We start from the raw sequence: 21,670 nt of genomic DNA, 5'->3' as shown, positions 1-21,670 counted from the left end.
ACAACCTATAACACAATACAAAATAGCTCCTAACTAGGAGCTATTTTTTCATCAGATAATACCATTAAATGTATGCTAATTAACGACGGTTTTGAACATATACGACTTTAGGTGCAGGTTTATGGTGTTGAGCCACAACTCTCTTATGTGCAACCTTCTTATTTGCAACTTTTTTAACCATTACTTTCTGAGGAGCTTTATGTTGCTTTGTATGGGTAACATGATGTTTTGCAACATGCGGCGCGGGTGCAGCACTTGCTTGACCAATCATAGCAAAACAAACGGTAGCAGCTACAATAGCGCTTATCATTGTATTTTTCATTATCATTTCCTTCCAAATTCGTATTCAAACATGAATTATTGATTGAGAAGCAAGACTTACCATCAAAAAAATGTCTTGATGAAGCCTTACTCTGTCGACAAAGGAAATGATAAAGGATTATGACGTTGCGTAGCTTTATGAAACTTGACGAAAGGTTACGACTGTTACTAACTGCTCCAATCTTCTTTAGAGATACGACGTTCTTGTATTTTGACTGGTACTGATAGAGCTAACTAGGTGATTGTAATGTTCTTGTTGACACTGGCAGTACGGTTATTATGGTTGAGCACGATATGCAGGTTGCCATAAGTAGCGAGTGTATTATTGATATCGGTCAGGGCGCTGGTGATGAAGGTGGAAAAATTGTAGCGCAAGGATCACCTGAACAAGTAGCGCAGTCGGAAATTAATCGAACTGCGCCCATTATGGGTTCGTAGTTCAAATTACCAAAATCTCATGGTCCCGAAAAACACAACAGCAATAACTGAATGTAGTTAACAGTTAACATTTAATCTATAGACTAGTTACAAGACCTAATCTAATATTTTATTATCCTTTGCCAGCGAGAAGCCAGCATGTCTAATTTAATGTTAACGATTAATCAGCAGGATTATGATTTTGATAATCTTGACCCGCGAACGACATTGCTGGATGTATGTCGTCACCATCTACATATCACAGGACCAAAAAAAGGCTGCGATCATGGGCAATGCGGCGCTTGTACTATGATTATTAATGGTCGACGAATCAATTCTTGTTTGACATTAGCGGTCATGCACGATGGTGATGAGATTACCACCATTGAAGGTATCGGACTACCTGAATCGCTATCAGAATTGCAACAGGCTTTTAAAGATCATGATGCGTTTCAATGTGGCTATTGCACGCCGGGACAAATTTGTTCTGCAACGGCATTGATAGAGGAAATCAAGCAACAGTGGCCAAGTCATGTAACTACTGATTTGCAAAATCCCAATGGACTACTAGTACAAGAAATTGCTGAGCGCATGAGTGGCAATATTTGTCGCTGTTCAGCCTATCCTAATATTATCAAAGCCATCTCACAGGTACTCGAAAACCAACTATCAGATTCTTCTTCAGTGATTAACGATACACGCAATGATGAGGCAGCTGCTCTAACTATTAGCGGTATTTGGTCGCCGCCGCCTAGCGAGGCACAAATTGGTGGTCATTCAATGGTAAAGCAAACTGCCAATGTTGCTAATGTTCCCAATGCTGCCAGTGCTAAGGGAGAACGTTCATGAAACGCTTTGAATATATTCGTGTCCTCGAACCGCAACAAGCCGTGATGTTTGCCACGCCTGAGGATGCATCTTTTATTGCCGGCGGCACCAATTTACTAGATTTAATGAAGATTGAGATTGAGACTCCTCAAAAATTGGTTGATATCACGCGCTTGGAGCTGCAACAAATAGAGACTACCGCTGATGGTGGATTACGCATCGGCACGCTGGTGACGAACAGTGATTTGGCGGCGCATCCCACTGTGATTGCAAACTATCCTGTACTCTCTCGAGCAATTTTAGCCGGAGCGACAGGTCAATTGCGCAACAGAGCCACTACAGGCGGAAATCTATTACAACGTACCCGTTGTTACTACTTTTATCAGCCCGATAGTCCTTGTAATAAACGCAATCCTGGTTCTGGTTGTCCCGCTATTAAAGGTGAAAATCGTCCGCTTGCTGTCTTAGGAACGAGTGATGATTGTATTGCCCAGCACCCATCAGATATGGCGGTAGCGATGCGCTTACTCGATGCCACCATTGAGACGCTCCAAGCAGACGGCACCTCGCGCCAGATTCCGATTAAAGACTTCTATTGCTTGCCAAAAGACACGCCAAATATCGAAACTGTCTTAGAGACAGGGGAGCTGATTACTCATATTGTTCTCCCAGCTCCAGTGAAAGGCATGCACACTTATGACAAAGTTCGTGATCGCGCCTCTTACGCCTTTGCTTTAGTGTCATGCGCGGCCGTAATAAACGTCAATAATCAAGGAAAATTAGAAACGGTACGTTTGGCATTTGGTGGTATTGGCACTAAGCCTTGGCGTAATGAAGCGGTTGAAGCATTACTCATAGGTACAGACGGTAATGTTGACATTATTTCGCAAGCGGCAGATTTGCTATTAAAAGATGCCAAGGGTAGTGGTCAGAACGATTTTAAGATACCGCTGACGCGTCGCTTGTTAAAGCAAGTTATTGAGCGCGCACTAACGGGTAAGGGAGCATAATCATGTCACTATTGGACGCAGTACTGCCATCAGAACCCACAAAAAAACTGACCATGGATAACCCAGTTGATACTCTTTTTGATAAAACTGCCAGTCAATTGGTTGGTAAGCCTATCAACCGTGTAGACGGTTCCTTGAAAGTCAGTGGACAAGCGACTTATAGCGCAGAATTTTATATTGAAGGACAGGTTTACGGCGTCTTAGTTGGTGCGACCATTGCTAAAGGCAAGGTGAAGCACATCGATAGCCATGCAGTAGAGGCGATTCCAGGTATTATTAAAGTGGTTACTGATCCCGAGCATTTTTTGCGTAATGCTCAGCAAGGCGGAGAGAAAAAAGCACCCACTCAGGGCGTCGCTGAGATTTTTTACCATGGTCAGCCCATAGCTGCCGTAATCGCTGAAACCTTTGAAGCGGCTACTGAAGGCGCAAAAGCCCTCAAGGTGACTTATGAAGATGAAACAGCAGATGCTGTAATAGATTTCAGCTCAGCATTGGTAAATGCGCATTCGGTTGATGAAAAAAAAGGCTCGGACAAGAATTATAAGCAGGGCTACCCAGAGCAAGGACTTAAAGAGTCTGAGGTTTCGTTTGATCAGGTTTACCATACGCCAAGCCAGAGTAGTTCGCCCATGGAGCCACATGCTACATTGGCTTATTGGGAGGATGAGAAATTAATCATGTATACGGCCAATCAGATGTTGTCATCTTGCAAACAACAAGTGGCGGATGCTTTAAATTTAGATCCAGATAATGTACAACTGATTGCTCATTACGTTGGTGGCGGTTTTGGCAGTAAACTTGGCATTGCCCCTGAATCGATTGCCGCGGCCATTTCTGCAAAAGAGCTAAAGCGTCCGGTATTGATTGTGATGACTCGCCCGCAAGTCATGGAAACCACCATAAGGCGCTCAGATACGCGCCAACGGATTGGCATCGGCTGTAATAAAAACGGTATTATTAATACTTTTATCCATAATACTATTACTAGTAACTTACCCGGCGAGAGCTTCTTTGAGCCTGCAGCGCTGTCTACTCACTATCTATACCGCGGTGAAAATCGTCAGGTCGACTATCAGATGGTTGATGTCAATAAAGTGTTATCAGGTTCAATGCGCGCTCCTGGGGAAGCAGTGGGGTTAATTGCTGTTGAATGTGCAATGGACGAGCTGGCCATTCAATTAGATATGGATCCTATAGAGCTACGCCGTCGTAATGAGCCTCATCAGGATCCTAGTAAAGAAATACCTTTTTCAACTCGGCAGCTGATCGCCTGTATGGAAAAAGGGGCTGAGCAGTTTGGTTGGGAGAAGCGCAATAAGATGCCTGCCAAGAGCTTAGAAGGAGACTGGTGGTTGGGTATCGGTATGGCTGCCGCTGCCCGTGGTAATCAGTTAAAGCTTTCTGAAGCAAGAGCAACCCTACAACTCGATGACTCAAAAACGCTTGGGATCAAAGCCATTATTGAAACGGATATGACCGATATTGGTACGGGCTCTTATACCGTATTTACCCAAATTGCTGCTGATCTACTTGGTCTACCGGTTGACCATATTGAGATGAAACTTGGCGATACCAGTATGCTGCCAGCCGTTGGTTCAGGCGGTAGCATGGGTGCGGCAAGCTCAGGTAGCAGTATTTATCTGGCGTGTCAGCAATTGCGTGAAATGCTGGCAGACAAAGTTGGACTATACTCCGACACTATCCAGCTAAATAACGGTCAGATCAGCGAAATAGGAGAGCATGAAGTTACAGTAACAGAGACTATCATTGAATCTGGTAAGGATGTCGCCACTGAACTTGTAGAGAAGTTAGCAGAAAAAACGAGCGTGCCTCTCCCTGAATCCGTATTGGAACGCTTGCCAGAGAAATATACGGCTAAACAAAGCAGGTATGATTTTAGTGGCCATAATAGTTATTCACTAGCCGATATTATCGCGCAATATGACGACCAAAAGTTAAGTGCTAAAGGCAAGATTAAACCGGGTAAAAATGAAAAAACCCATCGCCAATCTTCATTCGGTGCCAATTTTGCGGAAGTCGCTGTGCACCGAGTAACGGGTGAGATTCGAGTCAAGCGTATGACGGGAGTATTTGCCGCAGGGCGTATCCTCAATCACAAAACTGCTACTTCACAATGCTATGGTGGTATGGTTTTTGGCATAGGTTCGGCGTTAATGGAAGAAGTTATCCATGATAAGCATGACGGACGCTTGTGTAATCATGACCTCTCTGAATACCATATTCCTGTGAATGCTGACGTACCGCAATTGGATGTTATTTTGCTAGAAGAAGATGATCGTTATACCAATCCAATGCATATCAAAGGGATTGGCGAAACGGCAATTTCAGGCGCTGCAGCAGCGATTGCGAATGCTATCTATAACGCGGTCGGTATCCGGGTTCGAGACTTCCCCATTACTCTAGATAAGCTTATTGACCAACTGCCAGATTGATTCTTATCAAATACTGTTTTGCTTAAAAAAACCCGATTAAACAGCGGGTTTTTTTAGCTTATTCTCTAAGCTTATTGATAAGTCTATAAGGAACGTTATGAATCAAACTGCTGATATCCTTGACCTTGCTGAGCAAGCGATACAACAAAACATCGATGCTGTATTAGCTACCGTAGTTCGTACAGAAGGCTCGGCGTATCGGCAACCAGGTGCGATGATGCTTATCTGCGCCGATGGACGTTCGGTTGGGATGATTAGCGGCGGCTGCCTTGAGCCGCATATTATCAAACGCGCGTTTTGGCTGACCCGTCATGGCGCGAATGTACAAGTTTACCAGACAGGGGATGATATTAGATATCTCAACAATGGCGATCCTGATTCAACTGTTGTAGAAGAAGGCATTACTGTCAAAGATGAGGATATGTCTGAAGACGATTTTTTAGAGGGTGAGCTCAATTTTGGCTTGGGTTGTAATGGACGAGTGCATGTATTGTTTGAGCGTTTAGCGACAGCAATACCGCTATTGGATCTAATTCGTCAGGTTCGTAATACTCAACAGCCAGTAACAATTGCCACTCTTATTAGGTCGGATGGTAGCGAAAACGGAGCGCTCGACCTGCAAGTTGGTAGCCGCATTTATTTAGATACGTATTTAAAGACAGGAAGTCTGACCGATTTATATTTGAACCGCAACACGATAAGCGATTCGAATACGTTTATAGATGATATGTTGTTAAATACTATTCAAAAACTATCAAACCATAAGTTTCATAAAAAAAATGCTGAATACATTAAGTTAACGAGCGATTTAGAGTTACAAGCTACAGGTGATCGGAAGCATGAGAGTGAGTGGTTATTGCAGCGCATTTGCCCACAAATCCGATTACTGATTTGTGGGGCAGGCAATGATGTTATACCATTGGTGACGATGGCAAAGCTACAGGATTGGCATGTCACTGTAATAGACAGTCGTCCACAATATGCGACACGTTTGCGCTTTAGCCAAGCAGACTCAGTACTGTGCGTGGCTTTGGATAAAACCGAAACATTGCTCAATCTCAGTGCTGGCGCCGCCGTTGCTGTGATGTCTCATAGTCTGGCTCAAGACCACGCCCGACTAGCCGTACTACTAGAGCATTCTGCTCAATATCGTTATCTTGGACAACTGGGACCTCGCTATCGTACTGAGCGTTTAATCAAAGAAATTAGTGAGACAAGTGCTAACCCACATATTTTAGCTGATGGTATTCGTAAACTGCATTATCCTATCGGTTATAAGTTGGGTGGGGATGGACCTGAAGCATTGGCACTCAGTATCATGGCACAAATGAGCGCGGTGATTCATGGGCACGCGCCGCAAACATCACTGCCAAATAGTCAATATACTATTCAAACCTCAGAGCAATCAGGCTTCAATAATTATAAAAATGATTACGCCCATGACTAGCGATGTTGATACTAATAATTCTATTTTATCAACCAAAAATCCATTGCCCAGTAGTACATTAAATGATGAAAAAGACCATGCTGTTATTGTCTTAGCGAGCGGTCTGAGCGAGCGTCTTGGTCAATCTAAGCAACTGCTCAGCAAGCATGGCGAACCTCTCATCTGTTATATGACTAAAATAGCATTAGCCACAAAGCCTCTTGCCGTTATTGTTGTCCTTCCTCAAGATCAACCAGCAATCACTGATGCGATTAATGAGTTGGTCCGTCAAAATTCAATAATCTATACCGTGATTAATTTAATACCTAAAACGGGTATGGCGCATAGCTTGTCTCTTGGTATTGAAGCTCTGACTAACTTGAAGGTTTCGTTGTTTAATCGGGTGTTAATCATGGGGGTAGATCAAGTATTGTTAGATAGTGAGCATTTGAAAGAATTATTAGCGTTCAAAAGCACAGTGGTCGCTAGTCGTTATCAATATCTAGATAAAGCGTATTCTACTGATACAGGTAAGAATAATATCATCGGTCTTCCGATAGTCATTAATGTTGAGCGTCTCAAACAATGGAAACCAGCACTGAGAGGGGATAAAGGTCTGCGCTATTTGATTAGAGCCTTACCGCCCAATCAGTTAAGTACGGTCATAAACCATCAACTTAGCTATGATATCGATACGCCCAAACAGCTTTTTTATGCCAGACAACAGCATTGGCTTGATGCTTAGTCATTTATAAAAAATGGGTAATTATAAACACAGGAGTATATAGTTTAAGGATTGCGATGAAAGAAAATGATAAGAGTAGCGTAGAATCAAGGGACGAACTGATTAAAAAATATGGGGCTGTAGTTTGGGATTATTTTAATTGCGCTCAAAAATCAAGTCTCATACTTTGGGTAAGTATGAGGATATATCATTAAATAATCTCAAGTTAATTACAAATTGTTTAATGCTATTGGACGATTTTACTTATCAAAAAAGCTTAGAGGATAAAGAGAAAGTAGCGTATTACAAGAGCTGCAAGTTACAAATGAGCGCACTACGCGAAAAGCTAAGCGCCATTGAATTACATACAATGTATAGCGGCCTGCTATAAATGGCAACCGTGTTCAATGAGTTACAGAACTCACGTCAAACAGCACACTCTGGTCACTAGATTTTTACTGGAGCTATGGCACACTTCTTATTAGGTTTAGTTGCTTAATAGTGGCCTTCCCATAGATCTATATTAAAAACGACAGTAACTTTTAGCAGCTAAATTATTTCAAACTTAGGTGGTGTTAGAGCGAAAAATGGTCTCATACTAAAAGGGAATAAACGTGACTTCAGGAAGAAATCCCAGTATAAATAGGCGACCTATCTATATTCTGCCAAAAAACTTTGCTGACTATTTATGCCCTCAGCAAAATTATTATTTGTTTCTAGATATAGATGGTACGTTAGCTGATTTCACACTGAATCCAAAAGACAGCGTTATCCCAACATCAACCTTAATTCTTCTACAAAAAATACAAAGCCATGGTGTAAAACTTGCTGTCGTAACAGGACGCAGTTTGGCTGAAGCAAGGCAAATGCTGTCTCCTTTAACATTACCGATTGCCGCAACGCATGGACTAGAAATAGCGTTTGATGATATCAGTGATCATAATGAGACACATGCTGTATCTGTTGACATCATGGAACTTGCTATAATAAGAAAGTCTATTATCCAATCTTGCATTCCCTTTGATGACTTCATCGTAGAAGATAAACCCTATTCTGTCGCCCTCCATTTCCGAAAGAACCCTGTTTTGGCTGATGCGGCTTATACCATCATGGTAGAAACCTTAAAAACTTATGCTAACTGGACATTGAAATCCGGTAAGTATGTTTGGGAGATAGTGCCAAAAGGAGTGGATAAAGGTAGCGCGATTCTGACTTTATTAAAAAGAATGCAGAGTAGTAATAGTATTTTCCCTATTTTTATCGGTGATGATACTACTGATGAAGCAGGGTTTATCGCTGTACAAGGTGAAAATCAAATAATAGCCAGTCAGCCACAGCCATTAAAAGGGATGGGGATTAAGGTTGGTAGTGAGGCTACGCATGCCAATTACTATGTATGTAATACTCATGAGGTCACCATATTACTGAATAGCTTTTTAGGCTTTTGCCAAGAGCATTCAATGCTAGCAAAAGAAACAGTGAGACACGTGATATGAGCCGCTTAATCGTCTTGTCTAATCGGGTTAAAATGCCTGATAAAAATCCAATGGCAGGCGGACTGGCGATAGCACTGCAAGACGTATTAATGGAAAAATCAGTCATTTGGATGGGCTGGAATGGTGAAATTGTTAATAGATTTGATGATGATTTCTCTAATGAATTTAGTATTACCAAACAAGCCGTCTTATCAGGCATAGATATATCACAGGGCAAGACCTCTATTACTTATATGACCACTGCTTTTACGACTGAGCAATATCAGCAGTTTTACTGTGGGTTTGCTAATAATGTATTGTGGCCATTATTGCACGAGCGACCTGATTTAATTCATGAAACACCAGAGGATTACGCAGGCTATCAAGAGGTAAACCATCTTTTTGCTAAGCAATTAAAGAAGATTATTAAGCCTGATGATGTGATTTGGGTTCATGATTATCACTTTTTAAGTGTGGCATATCATTGTAGGCAGTTGGGTATTCACAATCGTATCGGATTTTTTTTACACATCCCATTTGTCTCATTGCCATTTTGGCAATCGCTTGATAAAAGCGATGAGCTCATTAGGCACCTTGCTCATTATGACGTACTTGGTACACAAACTCATCAAGGTAGAGCCAACTGTCTTGCGGTTTGCAGATATTATTTAACAGATAAGATTTTAGCAGTATGTTCTTTAGAGCTCTCACCAATAAATGTTTTGCACGACAAACATGCTGCTAGTCTATATAAATCATCTGATGTGCAGTTACTGCTCAATTTAGATTTAAAATCCCAGCATTCTTTAATGGTTAAGGCTTATCCAATTGGTGTGAACGTGGAGAGAATCCAACAACAGGTCAGTCACTTGTCTGCGCACGGCTCAGTACAAGCCGTCAAAGCCCATCAGAGCAAAAAACGCATAAAGTATAACGCCCAGCAGATTATTGCAGTAGATAGAATTGATTACTCAAAAGGTTTGTTAAAGCGTTTTTCGGCATATCGCAATTTTTTACAGCAAAATCCGTCCTATCAGAATCAACTGAAATTATTACAAATCGCCTGTCCTAGTCGCTTAGATGTGCCTGCTTATCAACGACTTCATCATGATGTTAAAACTGCTGTTAATGATATTAATCAGCAGTTTTTGCCTAGTAAATATACAAAAGATGCTTCTACAGATAATTGGCAAGCTATCAACTATGACGAAAGCGTAATAAGCCACGAGACACTAATGACGATGTTCTGGCAGAGTGATATCGGCTGGGTCAATTCGCTCAAAGATGGTATGAATCTGGTTGCCAAAGAGTATATTGCCGCTCAAAATCCTGATAATCCTGGCGTGCTATTGCTCTCACGTTACGCTGGGGCAGCGGCGCAAATGCAAGCTGCGGTCATTATCGACCCACATCAGCCAAAAAGTATGACAGAAGGTTTAAGCATTGCTCTGACGATGCCATTAGGTGAGCGGCAGTCGCGCTATCAATCGCTACTGCAAGGACTGCAAAAAGATAATTTGCAAGCCTGGCAGCAGAGTTTTTTAGATGATCTGTATGATGTTAAAAGGCGACAAACAGGTATTTCAAAACCTGTCACAGTCCAAATGTCTGACTCATAAGAACGATTAGGAGACCCTTATGCTACCGTTAGATGCAACAAATCCTTTATTATCAGAGATTAAAGCCAGTATAGACAATATCATACGTACTGATAATCAAACCATTAGGACGCTTGGCTTAACTGATGCATTACGTCATGACATTCTAAAAGCCTTAATCACCTATAGCGAGAAAGTCCCGCATCCGGCAAGTGGTGCTACCAATGTAAATGGTGCAATATCAAGGACGTTGATCCGTTGGCAAATTTTGGCTTATGTAGCAGGTGTTGATTTAACGATTGCAAAATGGTTTGAGTCGCACTTGGATGCGCTAAGTATTTTACATGAGGTGGGCTATGCTAAAGCTGATCAAGGGTTGTGGGCTGTTTGGGCAGCAGAGGGTAATCCTATACGTTATGAGCAAGGAAAAGTCAGTGGTACCAAAGCGTGGTGTTCTGGCGCCAATATGGTAGATCATGGACTCATAACGTATCGTGATGGTAATGGTCACGCGCAATTGCTTGTCGTAGATATGAGTCAATCTGGTATTGAGATTGATAACGAGGAGTGGCAGGCAGTAGGGATGCAAGCCACTGATACAGCAACATTAAAGTTCCATGAAGTATCGGCCACCCAAGTTGGGAGAGCCAATAAATACCTAGAAAGGGTGGGTTTTTGGCATGGGGCGGCAGGTGTTGCTGCTTGCTGGTACGGGGCAACCGCTTACCTATCAAGCTACTTGATCAACGCCTATCAGCAGAAACCAAACAATTATAAAGCCATGTATTTGGGTCAAATTAGTACGGCATTGGCAGTCACTCAGCAGTATTTTCGTTATGTTGCTGATTTGATAGATAGCCAGCCACAGCTGAGTCATGAACTTGCCATACGCCAGCTAAGATTACAAGTTGAGAAAGTCGCTCGCCAAGTAATGGAGGTTGTCGGGCAGGCATTGGGAGCAGCACCATTTTGTCGCAATGCCCATTTTGCAAGATTGTCAGCCGATCTGCCCGTGTTTATCCGCCAAAGTCATGGCGCTGTTGACTTACAGAAAATCGGCGAATTAACTGGTATTTTAGCCAATGACTTAACTGATGGGCAGGACAATATATGGCAACTATAATATCTAATAAGGCTGTAGAACCTGCCACCAAAGATAATGCTGCTACCCATGTTGCTTTTCCTGAAGGCAACCATCCGATTGTAGGTGACCGTGTTATTGAAGGTGATGGCACCAGTCAAGATGCTTGGAAAAACTGGTCAGGACTGCAAGACATGCCTCGATTTGATATTGCAAAAAGCTTTGCCCCGCATCAGCGTGTCTGTATCTTCGCCCCGCATCCTGATGATGAAGTGCTAGGCTGTGGCGGTCTGTTGCAACAACTGGCGGCGAATGGCAATCCTATCGTTCTTATTCACGTGACTAATGGCACACAAAGTCATCCAAACTCGCAATTTTATTCTCAAGAAAAGCTTAATATCATCCGTCCACAAGAAAGTGTCAAAGCGCTAGAAGTATTGAGTGTGGCCCATCAGGTCACGACTGTTGCTTTAGACTTAACAGATGGCAATGTCTTTGCCCAACAAGATCAGTTTCACCAGAAACTATCCACCATTATTAAACCTAACGATATTTTAATAACGCCTTTTATGCATGACGGGCATCCTGACCATGAAGCAACTGGACAAGTGGTGGTCTCATTTGCCAAGCAGCATCATTTAGCCTGTTATCAGGTATTAATTTGGGCATGGCATTGGGCAAAACCTGCGGATAGCCGTATTCCTTGGCACTGTGCCATGAGAGTTGACTTAACCACTGAGCAGCTACAGCGTAAAATAGAGGCCATTGCCTGCTTTGAAAGTCAAATCACTGCTGATGACAGTACGGGCAATCCGCCTATTTTATCCGCGCAAACGATTGCTAGAATCAGCCAACCTTGGGAGGTTTATTTATATGAATCACACTTCTGAACCTAAGCCATTAATGAATGCCGATAACTTAGTCGATAGTGTAGATTATGCTAAAACTGTCTTAGATGATAATTCTGCTACTAAGTGCCAAACCTCTGCTTATTCAGAATCGTATTTTGACGCATTATATAATGACAGCACGGACCCATGGCAGTATCAAACTCGCTGGTATGAAAAACGAAAACGTGATATTTGTCTAGCAATACTGCCCCAATCTCAATATAACAATGCCATTGAACTAGGCTGCGGAAACGGCGTGCTTAGTGAGTTATTATCTCAACGTTGTCGGGCATTAGTGAGTATCGATGGGAATCAACGGGCAGTGCAACTTGCCAAAGAGCGCTTGGCAGAATTGTCTCATGTTAAGGTCATTCAAGGTGTGGTTCCTAATAGATTATTAAATTTAAAGGAGGCAATCATAGAGGCTTATCCTTTATCAAACGATACACCTACTATAGAGCCAGCCTTTGATTTAATTGTCATTAGTGAAATTTTATATTATTTATCACCCAATGATATTGATACAGTGATCGCTTGGACTCAGCAAAACCTTGCTATAGGCGGTACATTGCTATGCTGTCATTGGCGCTATGCTATTGATGGCTTTGCTATGACAGGTGAAACCATACATCAGCGCCTGCAACATGCCTTTAACTTTGCAAGTAATGAGAAGCATCACGTTGCGTTCAATCATCAAAGCCAAGTGATAGACAATGATTTCTTATTAGATATTTGGCAACGTTCTCCAAGCTCGGTAGCCATGCAAGAAAACTTGATATAACAGGGTATAAGTTTTAAAAAACTGAGTAGAGAGGTGAATAGGCTATGAAAATTGGCATTGTGATTCCCGCTCATAATGAGGTAATGACCATCGCTAAATGCTTGGCATCAGTACGGAGCGCTATCGAGCAATTGCCCTCAACGATTAAAGCGTATCCGCTAGTGGTGTTGGATAGCTGTACTGATAATACGCAGTCCATCGTCAAAGCCGCTGGTATTGATTACTTATGCTGTGACTATCAATGTGTGGGAAGGGTGAGAGATATTGGTATTCGTCATGCGATCACAAATGGTGCCGCATGGATTGCCTGTACAGACGCTGACTCCGTGGTAACTGTAGATTGGTTGGCACAGCAGATTGAACATATTAGCCACCAACCGACAGATATGATTTGCGGCGTAGTGCAAGTTGACAGTTGGGCACGGTTAACACCGCAAACTCGAAAGGATTATATCGCTCATTACCAAGATAGAATGGGACACCATCATATTCATGGAGCAAATTTAAGTTTTAGTAGTGAGGCTTATCTGGCTGTTGGCGGCTTTGCATCTATACCTTGTCATGAGGATGTGGACTTGGTCAGTAGATTTGAAGCTCAAAGCTATGCCATCACTTGGAGCAATCGTGTCCGTGTAATGACCAGTAGCCGACTACAGGCTCGAGCAACCGAAGGTTTTGCAGCATTTCTAACCCGTTTAGAACAAAACAATCTACATTAAGATATGCAATATGAGACTGTACTGTAGTGGTCAGGTGTTCTAAATTATTTGACCACTACAGTTGATCTACCAATACCAAGTAAGTTTGCTACATCGGGTATTTTACGTTGGTGATCAACCACTAAGCTGATAGCTTCAAGTTTGAATTCTTGGATATATTGGTTGCGTTTGTTGGTCATACTATTTTCCTTCTTTGGGTTTATCTAACCTCTTAGAAGCTGTCCAGTTTTATTATGCCACTACATCAAACCATTGATACCCTTAGCCTACAGCCTAAGATTCAAGTTCTTACTAGAGAATTGAACATTAGGCTGCGCTGAACATATTTTTCTGAGTATAGTTATATTACAAACTCGAAAGCAGAACACTGGTTTCGCTATTAAGAATGCCGTCAATCTCTCTGACTTGACGCAGCACTTCATCAAATTCTCTCAAGCTTGTGGTGTGTATTTCTGCGACCAAGTCCCACGCCCCATTGGTCGTATGTAGCTTAATCAGTTGCGGGATACCCCGCAGTTTCCTAATCACTTGTGACGTAGACTTTCCTGTTACTTCAATCATCATCATCGCTTTGACGGTTTCTTTATCTAGTGCCTCATGCACTCGAATCGTAAATCCTAAAATAGCGCCGTTATGCATCAGTCTATCCAATCTGTTTTGGATAGTGGCACGAGAGACTTTGAGTTTTTTAGCAAGGTTTGAGATGGTTGCTCGACCATCTTGTCGAAGTTCAGATATCAGTTCGCTATCTAAAGAATCATAAGTGTAATACGCCATAAAAATGCTTCCTTCATTGAATTTTGACATTATGCTAGGTAGCACTTAACAATATGTCAAAAATACGTCCATATTTAATAACTTATTGACATTTTAACTGACAATTATAGTTGGTAGGATATTAATTGTCGGTTCAACAAACAATATTCATGAAAAGGAATAGCATTAATGTCTAAATTTATCGTATCACCCAAGGAAGGCGTGCCATTCGTTAGTGTACAAGCGATGGCTAAAATGATTCATGAGTATGGTGTTGAGCAATGTATTACAGATCTAGTGGATGCTTTAGAGCAAGATTATCTTCGTTGGGATCAATTTGAAAAATCTTCTCGCTTTGCTTCGCATTCAAAAGACGGTGTCATCGAGTTGATGCCAGTCAGCGATGGAGAGATGTTTGCCTGCAAATATGTCAATGGTCATCCAATCAATACCAAACGAAACTTGCAGACCGTAGCGGCGATGGGTATCTTGTCTGACGTCGAAACTGGCTATCCTATTTTGCTGACAGAGATGTGTATCCTGACGGCATTACGTACGGCTGCCACATCAGCCATGCTGGCCAAACATTGCGCGCCAAAGGGCGTCAAAAAACTTGCGTTAATAGGAAACGGCGCTCAGTCTGAATTTCAAGCATTGGGTATGAAAGCCATCATGGGTATCTCAGAAGTTCGTTTGTATGATATTGATCCAGCAGCATCGCAGAAAACGGCTGATAACCTTTCAGACTCAGGTTTGAAAGTGATTGTTTGTCGCACGTTAGAAGAAGCTGTTTTGGGTGCAGAGATCATTACTACCTGTACGGCCGACAAAACCAATGCCACTATTTTACGAGACGATATAATTACAAAAGGTGTTTATATCAATGCGATAGGCGGTGATTGTCCTGGTAAGACAGAGCTGGATAAAAATATATTAATGCGAGCAGATCATGTGATTGTAGAGTTTGAGCCTCAGACACGCATTGAGGGGGAAATCCAAAATCTATCAAGCGACTTCCCTGTTACTGAGTTTCATCGCATCCTCAAAGGTGAAGTGCAGGCTCGAACGTCAGCGGATGATCTCGTCGTGTTTGATGGCGTTGGTTTTGCCTCAGAAGACTTTACAGCGTTGGTGTTTTTACGCGACTTGATCAGAGAGCAGGGAGGGTATGAGATTTTAGATCTAATCCCGCAACAAGCTGATCCTAAAAACTTATATTCGGTAGTGAAAGAACATAGCAAAGATCATAGCCTAGTGACGAATGAAGCTGAATCGGCGGTTGCGGCTATGTCGTAAGTGATTAATACAATCGCTATTGATACAACAGTAATTAGTACAAAAAAATGATAAGCATTTCTCATTTTGTGTAGCGTTTAAAATCTGCATCATTTTTTTAAATTTTATCTATATTTAGCAAGGCTCTTGGATAGTTATGGATATGTTTATTGTTTTAAATATATCTGCTAATTTTCAAGAGCTTTAATATATAAAAATTAATTTAACTTAAATGATGTAAAAATTATTTTATTTAATAGAGACAAAATCATGACTGATATGATGAAAAATATAAGAATAGTAGAAGTTTATTCAGATATTGCAGGATATAAAAAAAGGTGCCTCTCTAGGTATTGATGCATTAAAAGCGTCATCGAAAGAGCTTAATGCAGATTATTTTGAAAAATTGCAATTCGACAGTATTGAGGATGATAGCAACAGTGAAGGGGAATCACAATTTGCGCATGCAAAATATGCTGATGTGATTGAACCGATCATCTCTAAGTTAGCACATAAAATAAAAGATATAAGAAATGAGAATAAATTCCCAATTGTTTTAGCTGGAGATCATTCTAGCTGCGCAGGAACGATGCACGGCCTAAAAATGGCGCATCCTGATGCTGAAATCGGTGTGGTCTATATAGACGCACACGCTGATTTTCATTCACCATATACCAGTGGATCAGGAAACATGCATGGCATGCCTTTGGCGATGGCTTGTGCCATTGACAATCTAGAATGCCAGCGCAATGAGCTTTCTGAAAAAGAAAAAGAGTATTGGGAGAAATTGAAATTTATGGCATCAAGCGAACCATCAATCAAACCAGAAAATGTGGTTTTTTGTGCCGTTAGAGACTATCAAGAAGAAGAGATGGATTTAATTAGAAGACATAAAATCCCTTTATATAGCGTTGCTGAAATCACTCAAAAAGGCATCAGTTCCACAGTAGAGGAAATCTTTAAGAAGCTAGAATATTGTGATCACATTTATGTCTCATTTGATGTTGATAGCGTTGACCCTTTGTATGTGCCAGGAACTGGTACGCCTGCAATGAATGGTTTGTCATATGAACAAGCCATGCAACTTAACATAGAGTTAATCAAGAATAAGAAAGTATGCTGTTGGGAAATGGCAGAAATCAATCCTTTGTATAACAATTCAAAAGATGACTCAACCAGAATATTTAAAATTTTAGAAAAAGTGACACAGTCTCTTTTAAATAATTATTAGTATAAATTATTTAAAATGAGTTAAAGAATCTAGCATAAAAAAATCTATTTATGCTAGTTAAAAAATGGACTGCGAGTAAAAATAATATGGACATTATTAAAGCCAATGCTTCAAGTCAAGCTGTCAGCAGTATCAGTATTAGACAATTTTTAAAATTCTTTATACCCTCTATAATAGGTTTGTTGCTCTTCGTATTTCCAATTCCCTATGTAGATGGTAAATTTGTATCATATGCAGAAGGATTTACCATTCCTATCTCTGTCTTAAAGGATTATATACAAGGTTACATGGGCAGCCTTTTGCCACTGTTTGTTGTAATCTCAATTATGATTACATTGTGTTGTACTTTATACACTAAAATCATGAAGCCTTCATTGATTCTAAATAATGCATTTTTAAATAATTTACTGAACGTTACAACACCTTGGCTTATTATTAGAATGCTTGGTGCGTTTTTTGCTGTCGTTACCTATTTTAAATTTGGGTTTGAGGCAATATATTCAGATAATATTGGGGGTTTAATATTATATGAATTAATGCCAATACTTTTTATTGTGTTTTTCTTGGCTGGATTACTGCTACCGTTATTGCTTGATTTTGGCTTATTAGAATTTTTTGGTGTTTTATTAAGTAAAGTAATGAGACCTCTATTTGGTTTACCCGGTAGGTCATCTGTAGATTGTCTAACATCATGGTTGGGTGATGGCACTATTGGCGTATTATTAACTGATAAACAGTTGGAAGGTGGGTTTTATACTAAAAAAGAAGCAGCTGTTATTGCTACCAGTTTTTCAGCAGTTTCGATTACATTCTGTTTGGTCGTCATCTCTCAGGTTAAGCTAGAAAGCTACTTCCTCAATATGATTGGGGTGGTTGCTTTATGCGGGATTGTTTGTGCTTTAATAGTACCAAGGTTGTTGCCTTTATCTAGAATTGACGATACGTATGTAGTAGAAAATAGTGATAGAGATCATGAAACCATCCCTGAAGGAAAAACGTTATTTACCCATAGTTTACATAAAGCCGTTCACAAAGCAGAAAAGAGTCCAAGCTTTTTTACTTTCTTGAACGATGGGTTAAAAAATATTTTGGATATGTGGATCGGAATATTGCCTGTTGTTATGGCAATCGGGACGATGGGTTTAATCGTTGCAGAAGAAACACCTGTATTTGATTATTTAGGTATGCCGTTTATTCCATTCTTAGAATTAATGAATATACCTTTTGCAGCAGAAATGTCAAAAACCATTATGGTGGGTTTTGCAGATATGTTTTTGCCTGCGATTATCGGCTCTTCAATAGAATCAGAGTTAACGCGGTTTGTCATCGCTTGCTTGTCAGTCTCTCAACTGATCTATATGTCAGAAGTAGGGGGATTGATTCTAGGCACAAAAATTCCAGTGAGCTTTTTTCAGTTGTTAATAATTTTTCTATTAAGAACCATTATTTCATTACCAATTATTGCATTATGTGCTCATATGATTTTTTAAATTGGGTTTCATGAAAGCTGACTGCACTATATCTGAAAAAAAAGAATATCTGAAAAAAAGAATAAGCAACAAAAGATCACTTATCAAGGTGGTCTTTTGCTATCAATATCAAGCTACTCACAAGATCGTCATTTTGCAAGGTCAATCATACATCGTGCAACAGGTATCTGACCAACTACAACTGCATAAGTTTGGTCGCTATTATCCGCGCCAAGACACCGATTTGACCCATAGAGCCGGCTTTAATTTATACCACGCTATATGGCAAAAGTCACTTTGACCTCTTTAGCCTCGTTATCACACAAATCATGGGTAACCATATGTGCAAGGACGCGGTCTCTAAGAACATCAATATTACCTCGCAGACGAGCATCAAGAAAAAATAGTTTACGGAGGTTGGAGATATGAATGAGTATAAAATAGCTTTAGAAATCATGAGACGAAATAAGAATACTATAGAGGCTAGCCTGGCTTTCCATAATAATGTTGAAAAAATGAAAAAAGAGTTTGTCGGAAAGCTTAAATTAGATTTACACCTAAATGCTAAAAGCTATCCTCAAAAAATTATTCTAAGAAATATGAAAGTAGATAATAAGTATGAAAAATTTAGCTTCGGAAGTATAGAAAAAATTGGAATTATTTGTTTTGAATTTCAAGATTATTATAATAAACCAAGCTTAGGCGTAAGATTTTTAGGAAAATTCAGACATTCTGAATTTGCAAGTGAACATAAAAGTAGAATAAAAAGTTTACTAAACGAGAATATTAAAAATAAGCAGTTTGAAAGTTCTGGTTGGTGGCCAGCTAAGGGCAAGTTTGAGCCTTTCGATTGGAGAAGCTCTAGTAAGCCGTGGCAAATGATGAAAGATGACACGATGGCTATAAAGATTCTAGATGAGGTTTTAGAAATCTATAAAGTATTAATTGAAAATGGTTATGAAATTACATAAAGGAATACCATGACATGGCTCGTGAACCGCACTTTTTTTCATAAGAAATGTTATGGCAAATGACTCTGGATAGAAGAAGTCGGTTTACACTGGTTTCATTGAGGTATACTTGTCTAAAATAAGATAAACGTACCTTTTCGAGATTATTACATGAAATCTGATCCAGCCTTTTTATTGATAGGGGCATTGGCAAAACAAGCCAATACGACTAAAGATACTATTCGCCATTACGATGAATTGGGATTGCTGAGATCTCGTAAGCGTCAGGCAGGGTCACGATTATATACAGAGTTTCATCCAGAATGTATTGAGCGTATCGAAATAATTAAAAACATAAAAGCTGTCGGTTTTAGTCTCAATGAAATTAAGGATGGTCTTAATGATTATTACGATGGCAATTTCAGTATCGATAAACGAATGCTTGCCGTTTCCGAAAAGCTTGCTCAAGCGAAAAGCGAACAAGCGGCTCTTACCAACGTCATTAATCAGCTTACTACTCGTTATAGGGTATTAGAAGAAATGAAATCAAATAATAATACGCTTCTTTCTAAAGATGAATGGCAAAAACGAATAGCGGAGCTGCTGCCAAATGATACGCCGTATTAATTCAAGTTTGCCTAACGTCACAAACTTGAAGGCTGACTATTTTTTTCGTGAATACCTGCAGATGTATGTCAAACCTATAGAAACTAACTAAGTAAAGCAGTTGCTTAGCTAAAAGAGACAGCGACTGCGCTACATAAGTAATGTCCCACTTTCAAGATATAGCGCTTCCGTCATAGAATGCATGAAATATCATATTTTTAGTTGGCTATAAATATTGTCGAATAGTTATAGTGAGTTCAGTAATAAAGCGATACAGTAGGACTGGGATGAATTTTACGCAGCCTCTGTCAGCGTAGTCACAGCACGCCAGAAAAATTTATACCAGTACTGCATTGGAACATAACGTATCTGTTTTATTTGGAATTGACTATACATTGATTATAAACAAGGAAATTAAGATGCAAGTAAAATTAGGTTTGTTAGTAGCTACCGTATTGGCGTCAGGATCATGCTTTGCTGCTGATGCTTATAAAGTTTCTACCTCTGTATTTAAAGATGGTGAGTTAGTTGCTTCACCTGTAATGCTTGTAAATGCTGAAGAGATGGCATCGATCGCTGTTGACACTGAGTTTCAGTATAACCTGACAGTAAAGCCCTATAATGAGCATACTGCTAAAGTCGTTACGGCTCTTAAAGTTGGAGATGATGTTGCGGAACATGAAACGACCGTCGCCTATGATAAGGAAGCGACAGTTGATAATGGTAAAGACAAACTTACTTTATTGGTTCGTAAAATTACCAGTTGAAGATTATGGCATTCACAGCTATGAAGTCTATATATAAAAACAGTAAGACCTCTGATCAGTATCCATTCAATTCACCAGTTAATTGAATGGATACTCTTGGTTTATAGCGATTAGATTCAGACAATAGGAAAAATATTTACCCGACTATAATTTCTACTGCACCGATTCGATATCTGCATAGACTTAGGTGGTGCTATCCTTATTACGCTGCATAATCTGATACGGTTCAAACTTATCTTGATACTCCATACTGGGGCTACCGACAGGCATACTCGGTAAAACAAGACTCATTGCTTGTACGGGTGGATTCTCTAAAAACTGTGCCATATATTATGCCACTACACTTTGTACTGAAATTTTTTTTAGTGCTTTTTGGTATCGCCGACAATCTTATCCATCAAAGCAAACAACAAGCCAGATAATACAAACGTCATATGGATAATGACTTTCCACATCAATACATCAGCATCAGCATCGCTCATCTTTTTGGGTATATCCATAAATGATTTGAGAAGATCAATGGCAGAAATGGCAACGATGGCACCGATTACTTTAAGTTTCAGACCAGAGAAATCGATTTTTCCCATCCATTCAGGACGATCTTCATGATCACCTGTATCAATTTTTGAGACAAAGATCTCATAGCCACTAAATATGATGATGAGTAATAAGCTTGCGACCAGTGACATGTCAATAAGAGCCAACGTGCCGACGATGACATCGGCTTCAGAAGCAGTAAACACATGGGTAATCATGTGCCATAGTTCTTGGAAAAACTTGATAAATAGTAAAATAATACCGATCACTAGCCCCAAATAAAATGGGGCTAGTAGCCAACGACTATTAAATATAGTTTTCTCTAATGTTTGTTCAGCTTTCTTTAGCATGTA

Annotated in this window: 22 protein-coding genes and 1 pseudogene; 18 read left to right on the top strand and 5 right to left on the bottom strand. The window is 40.2% G+C overall.

What is annotated here, in order from left to right:
- Positions 1-79 precede the first annotated feature (79 nt).
- A complete protein-coding gene (locus tag PSYCG_RS09235; RefSeq protein WP_020443953.1) occupies positions 80-322 on the bottom strand; it encodes a hypothetical protein in 243 nt (80 codons plus the stop codon).
- 293 nt (positions 323-615) lie between these two features.
- On the opposite strand from PSYCG_RS09235, the gene PSYCG_RS13360 reads away from it, so the two are divergent.
- The 12 genes from PSYCG_RS13360 to PSYCG_RS09180 all read left to right on the top strand — a co-directional run bounded on the left by PSYCG_RS13360 (position 616) and on the right by PSYCG_RS09180 (position 13,726).
- The gene (locus PSYCG_RS13360; protein ID WP_187289113.1) at positions 616-759 is read left to right on the top strand and encodes a hypothetical protein; all 144 of its coding nucleotides are present in this window, start codon (positions 616-618) and stop codon (positions 757-759) included.
- Between the two features lie 138 nt (positions 760-897).
- Positions 898-1,587 (top strand): 2Fe-2S iron-sulfur cluster-binding protein, encoded by a 690-nt coding sequence (locus tag PSYCG_RS09230; protein ID WP_020443951.1) that lies wholly within the window; start codon positions 898-900, stop codon positions 1,585-1,587.
- The gene (locus tag PSYCG_RS09225) at positions 1,584-2,576 is read left to right on the top strand and encodes an FAD binding domain-containing protein (RefSeq protein WP_020443950.1); all 993 of its coding nucleotides are present in this window, start codon (positions 1,584-1,586) and stop codon (positions 2,574-2,576) included. The genes PSYCG_RS09230 and PSYCG_RS09225 overlap by 4 nt, the downstream gene beginning before the upstream one ends.
- Before the next feature lie 2 nt (positions 2,577-2,578).
- A complete protein-coding gene (locus tag PSYCG_RS09220) occupies positions 2,579-5,032 on the top strand; it encodes a xanthine dehydrogenase family protein molybdopterin-binding subunit (protein ID WP_020443949.1) in 2,454 nt (817 codons plus the stop codon).
- Between the two features lie 97 nt (positions 5,033-5,129).
- On the top strand, positions 5,130-6,479 hold the full coding sequence (locus PSYCG_RS09215) for an XdhC family protein (protein ID WP_020443948.1): 1,350 nt from the start codon (positions 5,130-5,132) through the stop codon (positions 6,477-6,479).
- The gene (locus tag PSYCG_RS09210; RefSeq protein ID WP_020443947.1) at positions 6,472-7,203 is read left to right on the top strand and encodes a nucleotidyltransferase family protein; all 732 of its coding nucleotides are present in this window, start codon (positions 6,472-6,474) and stop codon (positions 7,201-7,203) included. Before PSYCG_RS09215 ends, PSYCG_RS09210 begins: the two co-directional genes overlap by 8 nt.
- Positions 7,204-7,796: 593 nt before the next feature.
- Positions 7,797-8,678 carry a trehalose-phosphatase gene (gene otsB / locus PSYCG_RS09205; protein ID WP_020443945.1) on the top strand — a complete coding sequence of 294 codons (882 nt, stop codon included), beginning with the start codon at positions 7,797-7,799 and terminating at the stop codon, positions 8,676-8,678.
- Complete coding sequence (locus PSYCG_RS09200; protein ID WP_020443944.1) at positions 8,675-10,276, top strand: alpha,alpha-trehalose-phosphate synthase (UDP-forming); 1,602 nt, start codon at positions 8,675-8,677, stop codon at positions 10,274-10,276. Before otsB ends, PSYCG_RS09200 begins: the two co-directional genes overlap by 4 nt.
- Positions 10,277-10,295: 19 nt before the next feature.
- Positions 10,296-11,378: an acyl-CoA/acyl-ACP dehydrogenase gene (locus PSYCG_RS09195; RefSeq protein WP_020443943.1), complete on the top strand. Its 1,083-nt coding sequence runs from the start codon at positions 10,296-10,298 to the stop codon at positions 11,376-11,378.
- Complete coding sequence (locus PSYCG_RS09190; protein WP_020443942.1) at positions 11,366-12,226, top strand: PIG-L deacetylase family protein; 861 nt, start codon at positions 11,366-11,368, stop codon at positions 12,224-12,226. The genes PSYCG_RS09195 and PSYCG_RS09190 overlap by 13 nt, the downstream gene beginning before the upstream one ends.
- Complete coding sequence (locus PSYCG_RS09185; RefSeq protein WP_020443941.1) at positions 12,210-13,007, top strand: class I SAM-dependent DNA methyltransferase; 798 nt, start codon at positions 12,210-12,212, stop codon at positions 13,005-13,007. The genes PSYCG_RS09190 and PSYCG_RS09185 overlap by 17 nt, the downstream gene beginning before the upstream one ends.
- A gap of 44 nt (positions 13,008-13,051) precedes the next feature.
- The gene (locus PSYCG_RS09180; RefSeq protein ID WP_020443940.1) at positions 13,052-13,726 is read left to right on the top strand and encodes a glycosyltransferase; all 675 of its coding nucleotides are present in this window, start codon (positions 13,052-13,054) and stop codon (positions 13,724-13,726) included.
- 44 nt (positions 13,727-13,770) lie between these two features.
- On the opposite strand, the gene PSYCG_RS13695 is transcribed toward PSYCG_RS09180, so the two are convergent.
- Together PSYCG_RS13695 and PSYCG_RS09170 are read right to left on the bottom strand one after the other, a co-directional pair.
- Positions 13,771-13,905 carry a hypothetical protein gene (locus PSYCG_RS13695; protein ID WP_020443939.1) on the bottom strand — a complete coding sequence of 45 codons (135 nt, stop codon included), beginning with the start codon at positions 13,903-13,905 and terminating at the stop codon, positions 13,771-13,773.
- A gap of 166 nt (positions 13,906-14,071) precedes the next feature.
- The gene (locus PSYCG_RS09170; RefSeq protein WP_020443938.1) at positions 14,072-14,503 is read right to left on the bottom strand and encodes an Lrp/AsnC family transcriptional regulator; all 432 of its coding nucleotides are present in this window, start codon (positions 14,501-14,503) and stop codon (positions 14,072-14,074) included.
- 168 nt (positions 14,504-14,671) lie between these two features.
- On the opposite strand from PSYCG_RS09170, the gene PSYCG_RS09165 reads away from it, so the two are divergent.
- The 6 genes from PSYCG_RS09165 to PSYCG_RS09135 all read left to right on the top strand — a co-directional run bounded on the left by PSYCG_RS09165 (position 14,672) and on the right by PSYCG_RS09135 (position 20,780).
- On the top strand, positions 14,672-15,778 hold the full coding sequence (locus tag PSYCG_RS09165; protein ID WP_020443937.1) for an ornithine cyclodeaminase: 1,107 nt from the start codon (positions 14,672-14,674) through the stop codon (positions 15,776-15,778).
- Between the two features lie 298 nt (positions 15,779-16,076).
- Positions 16,077-16,988: an arginase gene (locus PSYCG_RS09160; protein ID WP_020443936.1), complete on the top strand. Its 912-nt coding sequence runs from the start codon at positions 16,077-16,079 to the stop codon at positions 16,986-16,988.
- Between the two features lie 50 nt (positions 16,989-17,038).
- Complete coding sequence (locus tag PSYCG_RS09155) at positions 17,039-18,478, top strand: YjiH family protein (RefSeq protein WP_020443935.1); 1,440 nt, start codon at positions 17,039-17,041, stop codon at positions 18,476-18,478.
- Positions 18,479-18,882: 404 nt separating this feature from the next.
- Complete coding sequence (locus PSYCG_RS09145) at positions 18,883-19,428, top strand: hypothetical protein (RefSeq protein WP_020443933.1); 546 nt, start codon at positions 18,883-18,885, stop codon at positions 19,426-19,428.
- 150 nt (positions 19,429-19,578) lie between these two features.
- Complete coding sequence (locus PSYCG_RS09140) at positions 19,579-20,034, top strand: MerR family transcriptional regulator (RefSeq protein ID WP_020443932.1); 456 nt, start codon at positions 19,579-19,581, stop codon at positions 20,032-20,034.
- A gap of 398 nt (positions 20,035-20,432) precedes the next feature.
- The gene (locus tag PSYCG_RS09135; RefSeq protein WP_020443931.1) at positions 20,433-20,780 is read left to right on the top strand and encodes a hypothetical protein; all 348 of its coding nucleotides are present in this window, start codon (positions 20,433-20,435) and stop codon (positions 20,778-20,780) included.
- A 183-nt stretch (positions 20,781-20,963) separates the two neighbouring features.
- Here the strand turns inward: PSYCG_RS09135 and PSYCG_RS13445 are convergent.
- Together PSYCG_RS13445 and PSYCG_RS09130 are read right to left on the bottom strand one after the other, a co-directional pair.
- Positions 20,964-21,110: pseudogene (locus tag PSYCG_RS13445) on the bottom strand (DUF411 domain-containing protein); the annotation flags it as partial.
- Between the two features lie 32 nt (positions 21,111-21,142).
- Complete coding sequence (locus PSYCG_RS09130; RefSeq protein ID WP_020443929.1) at positions 21,143-21,667, bottom strand: TIGR00645 family protein; 525 nt, start codon at positions 21,665-21,667, stop codon at positions 21,143-21,145.
- Positions 21,668-21,670: the final 3 nt, after the last annotated feature.

The organism is Psychrobacter sp. G, assembly GCF_000418305.1.
GTDB lineage: Bacteria > Pseudomonadota > Gammaproteobacteria > Pseudomonadales > Moraxellaceae > Psychrobacter > Psychrobacter cryohalolentis.
Note: the sequence above shows the minus strand (reverse complement) of the source record. Positions and strands in the feature narration are given on the sequence as shown.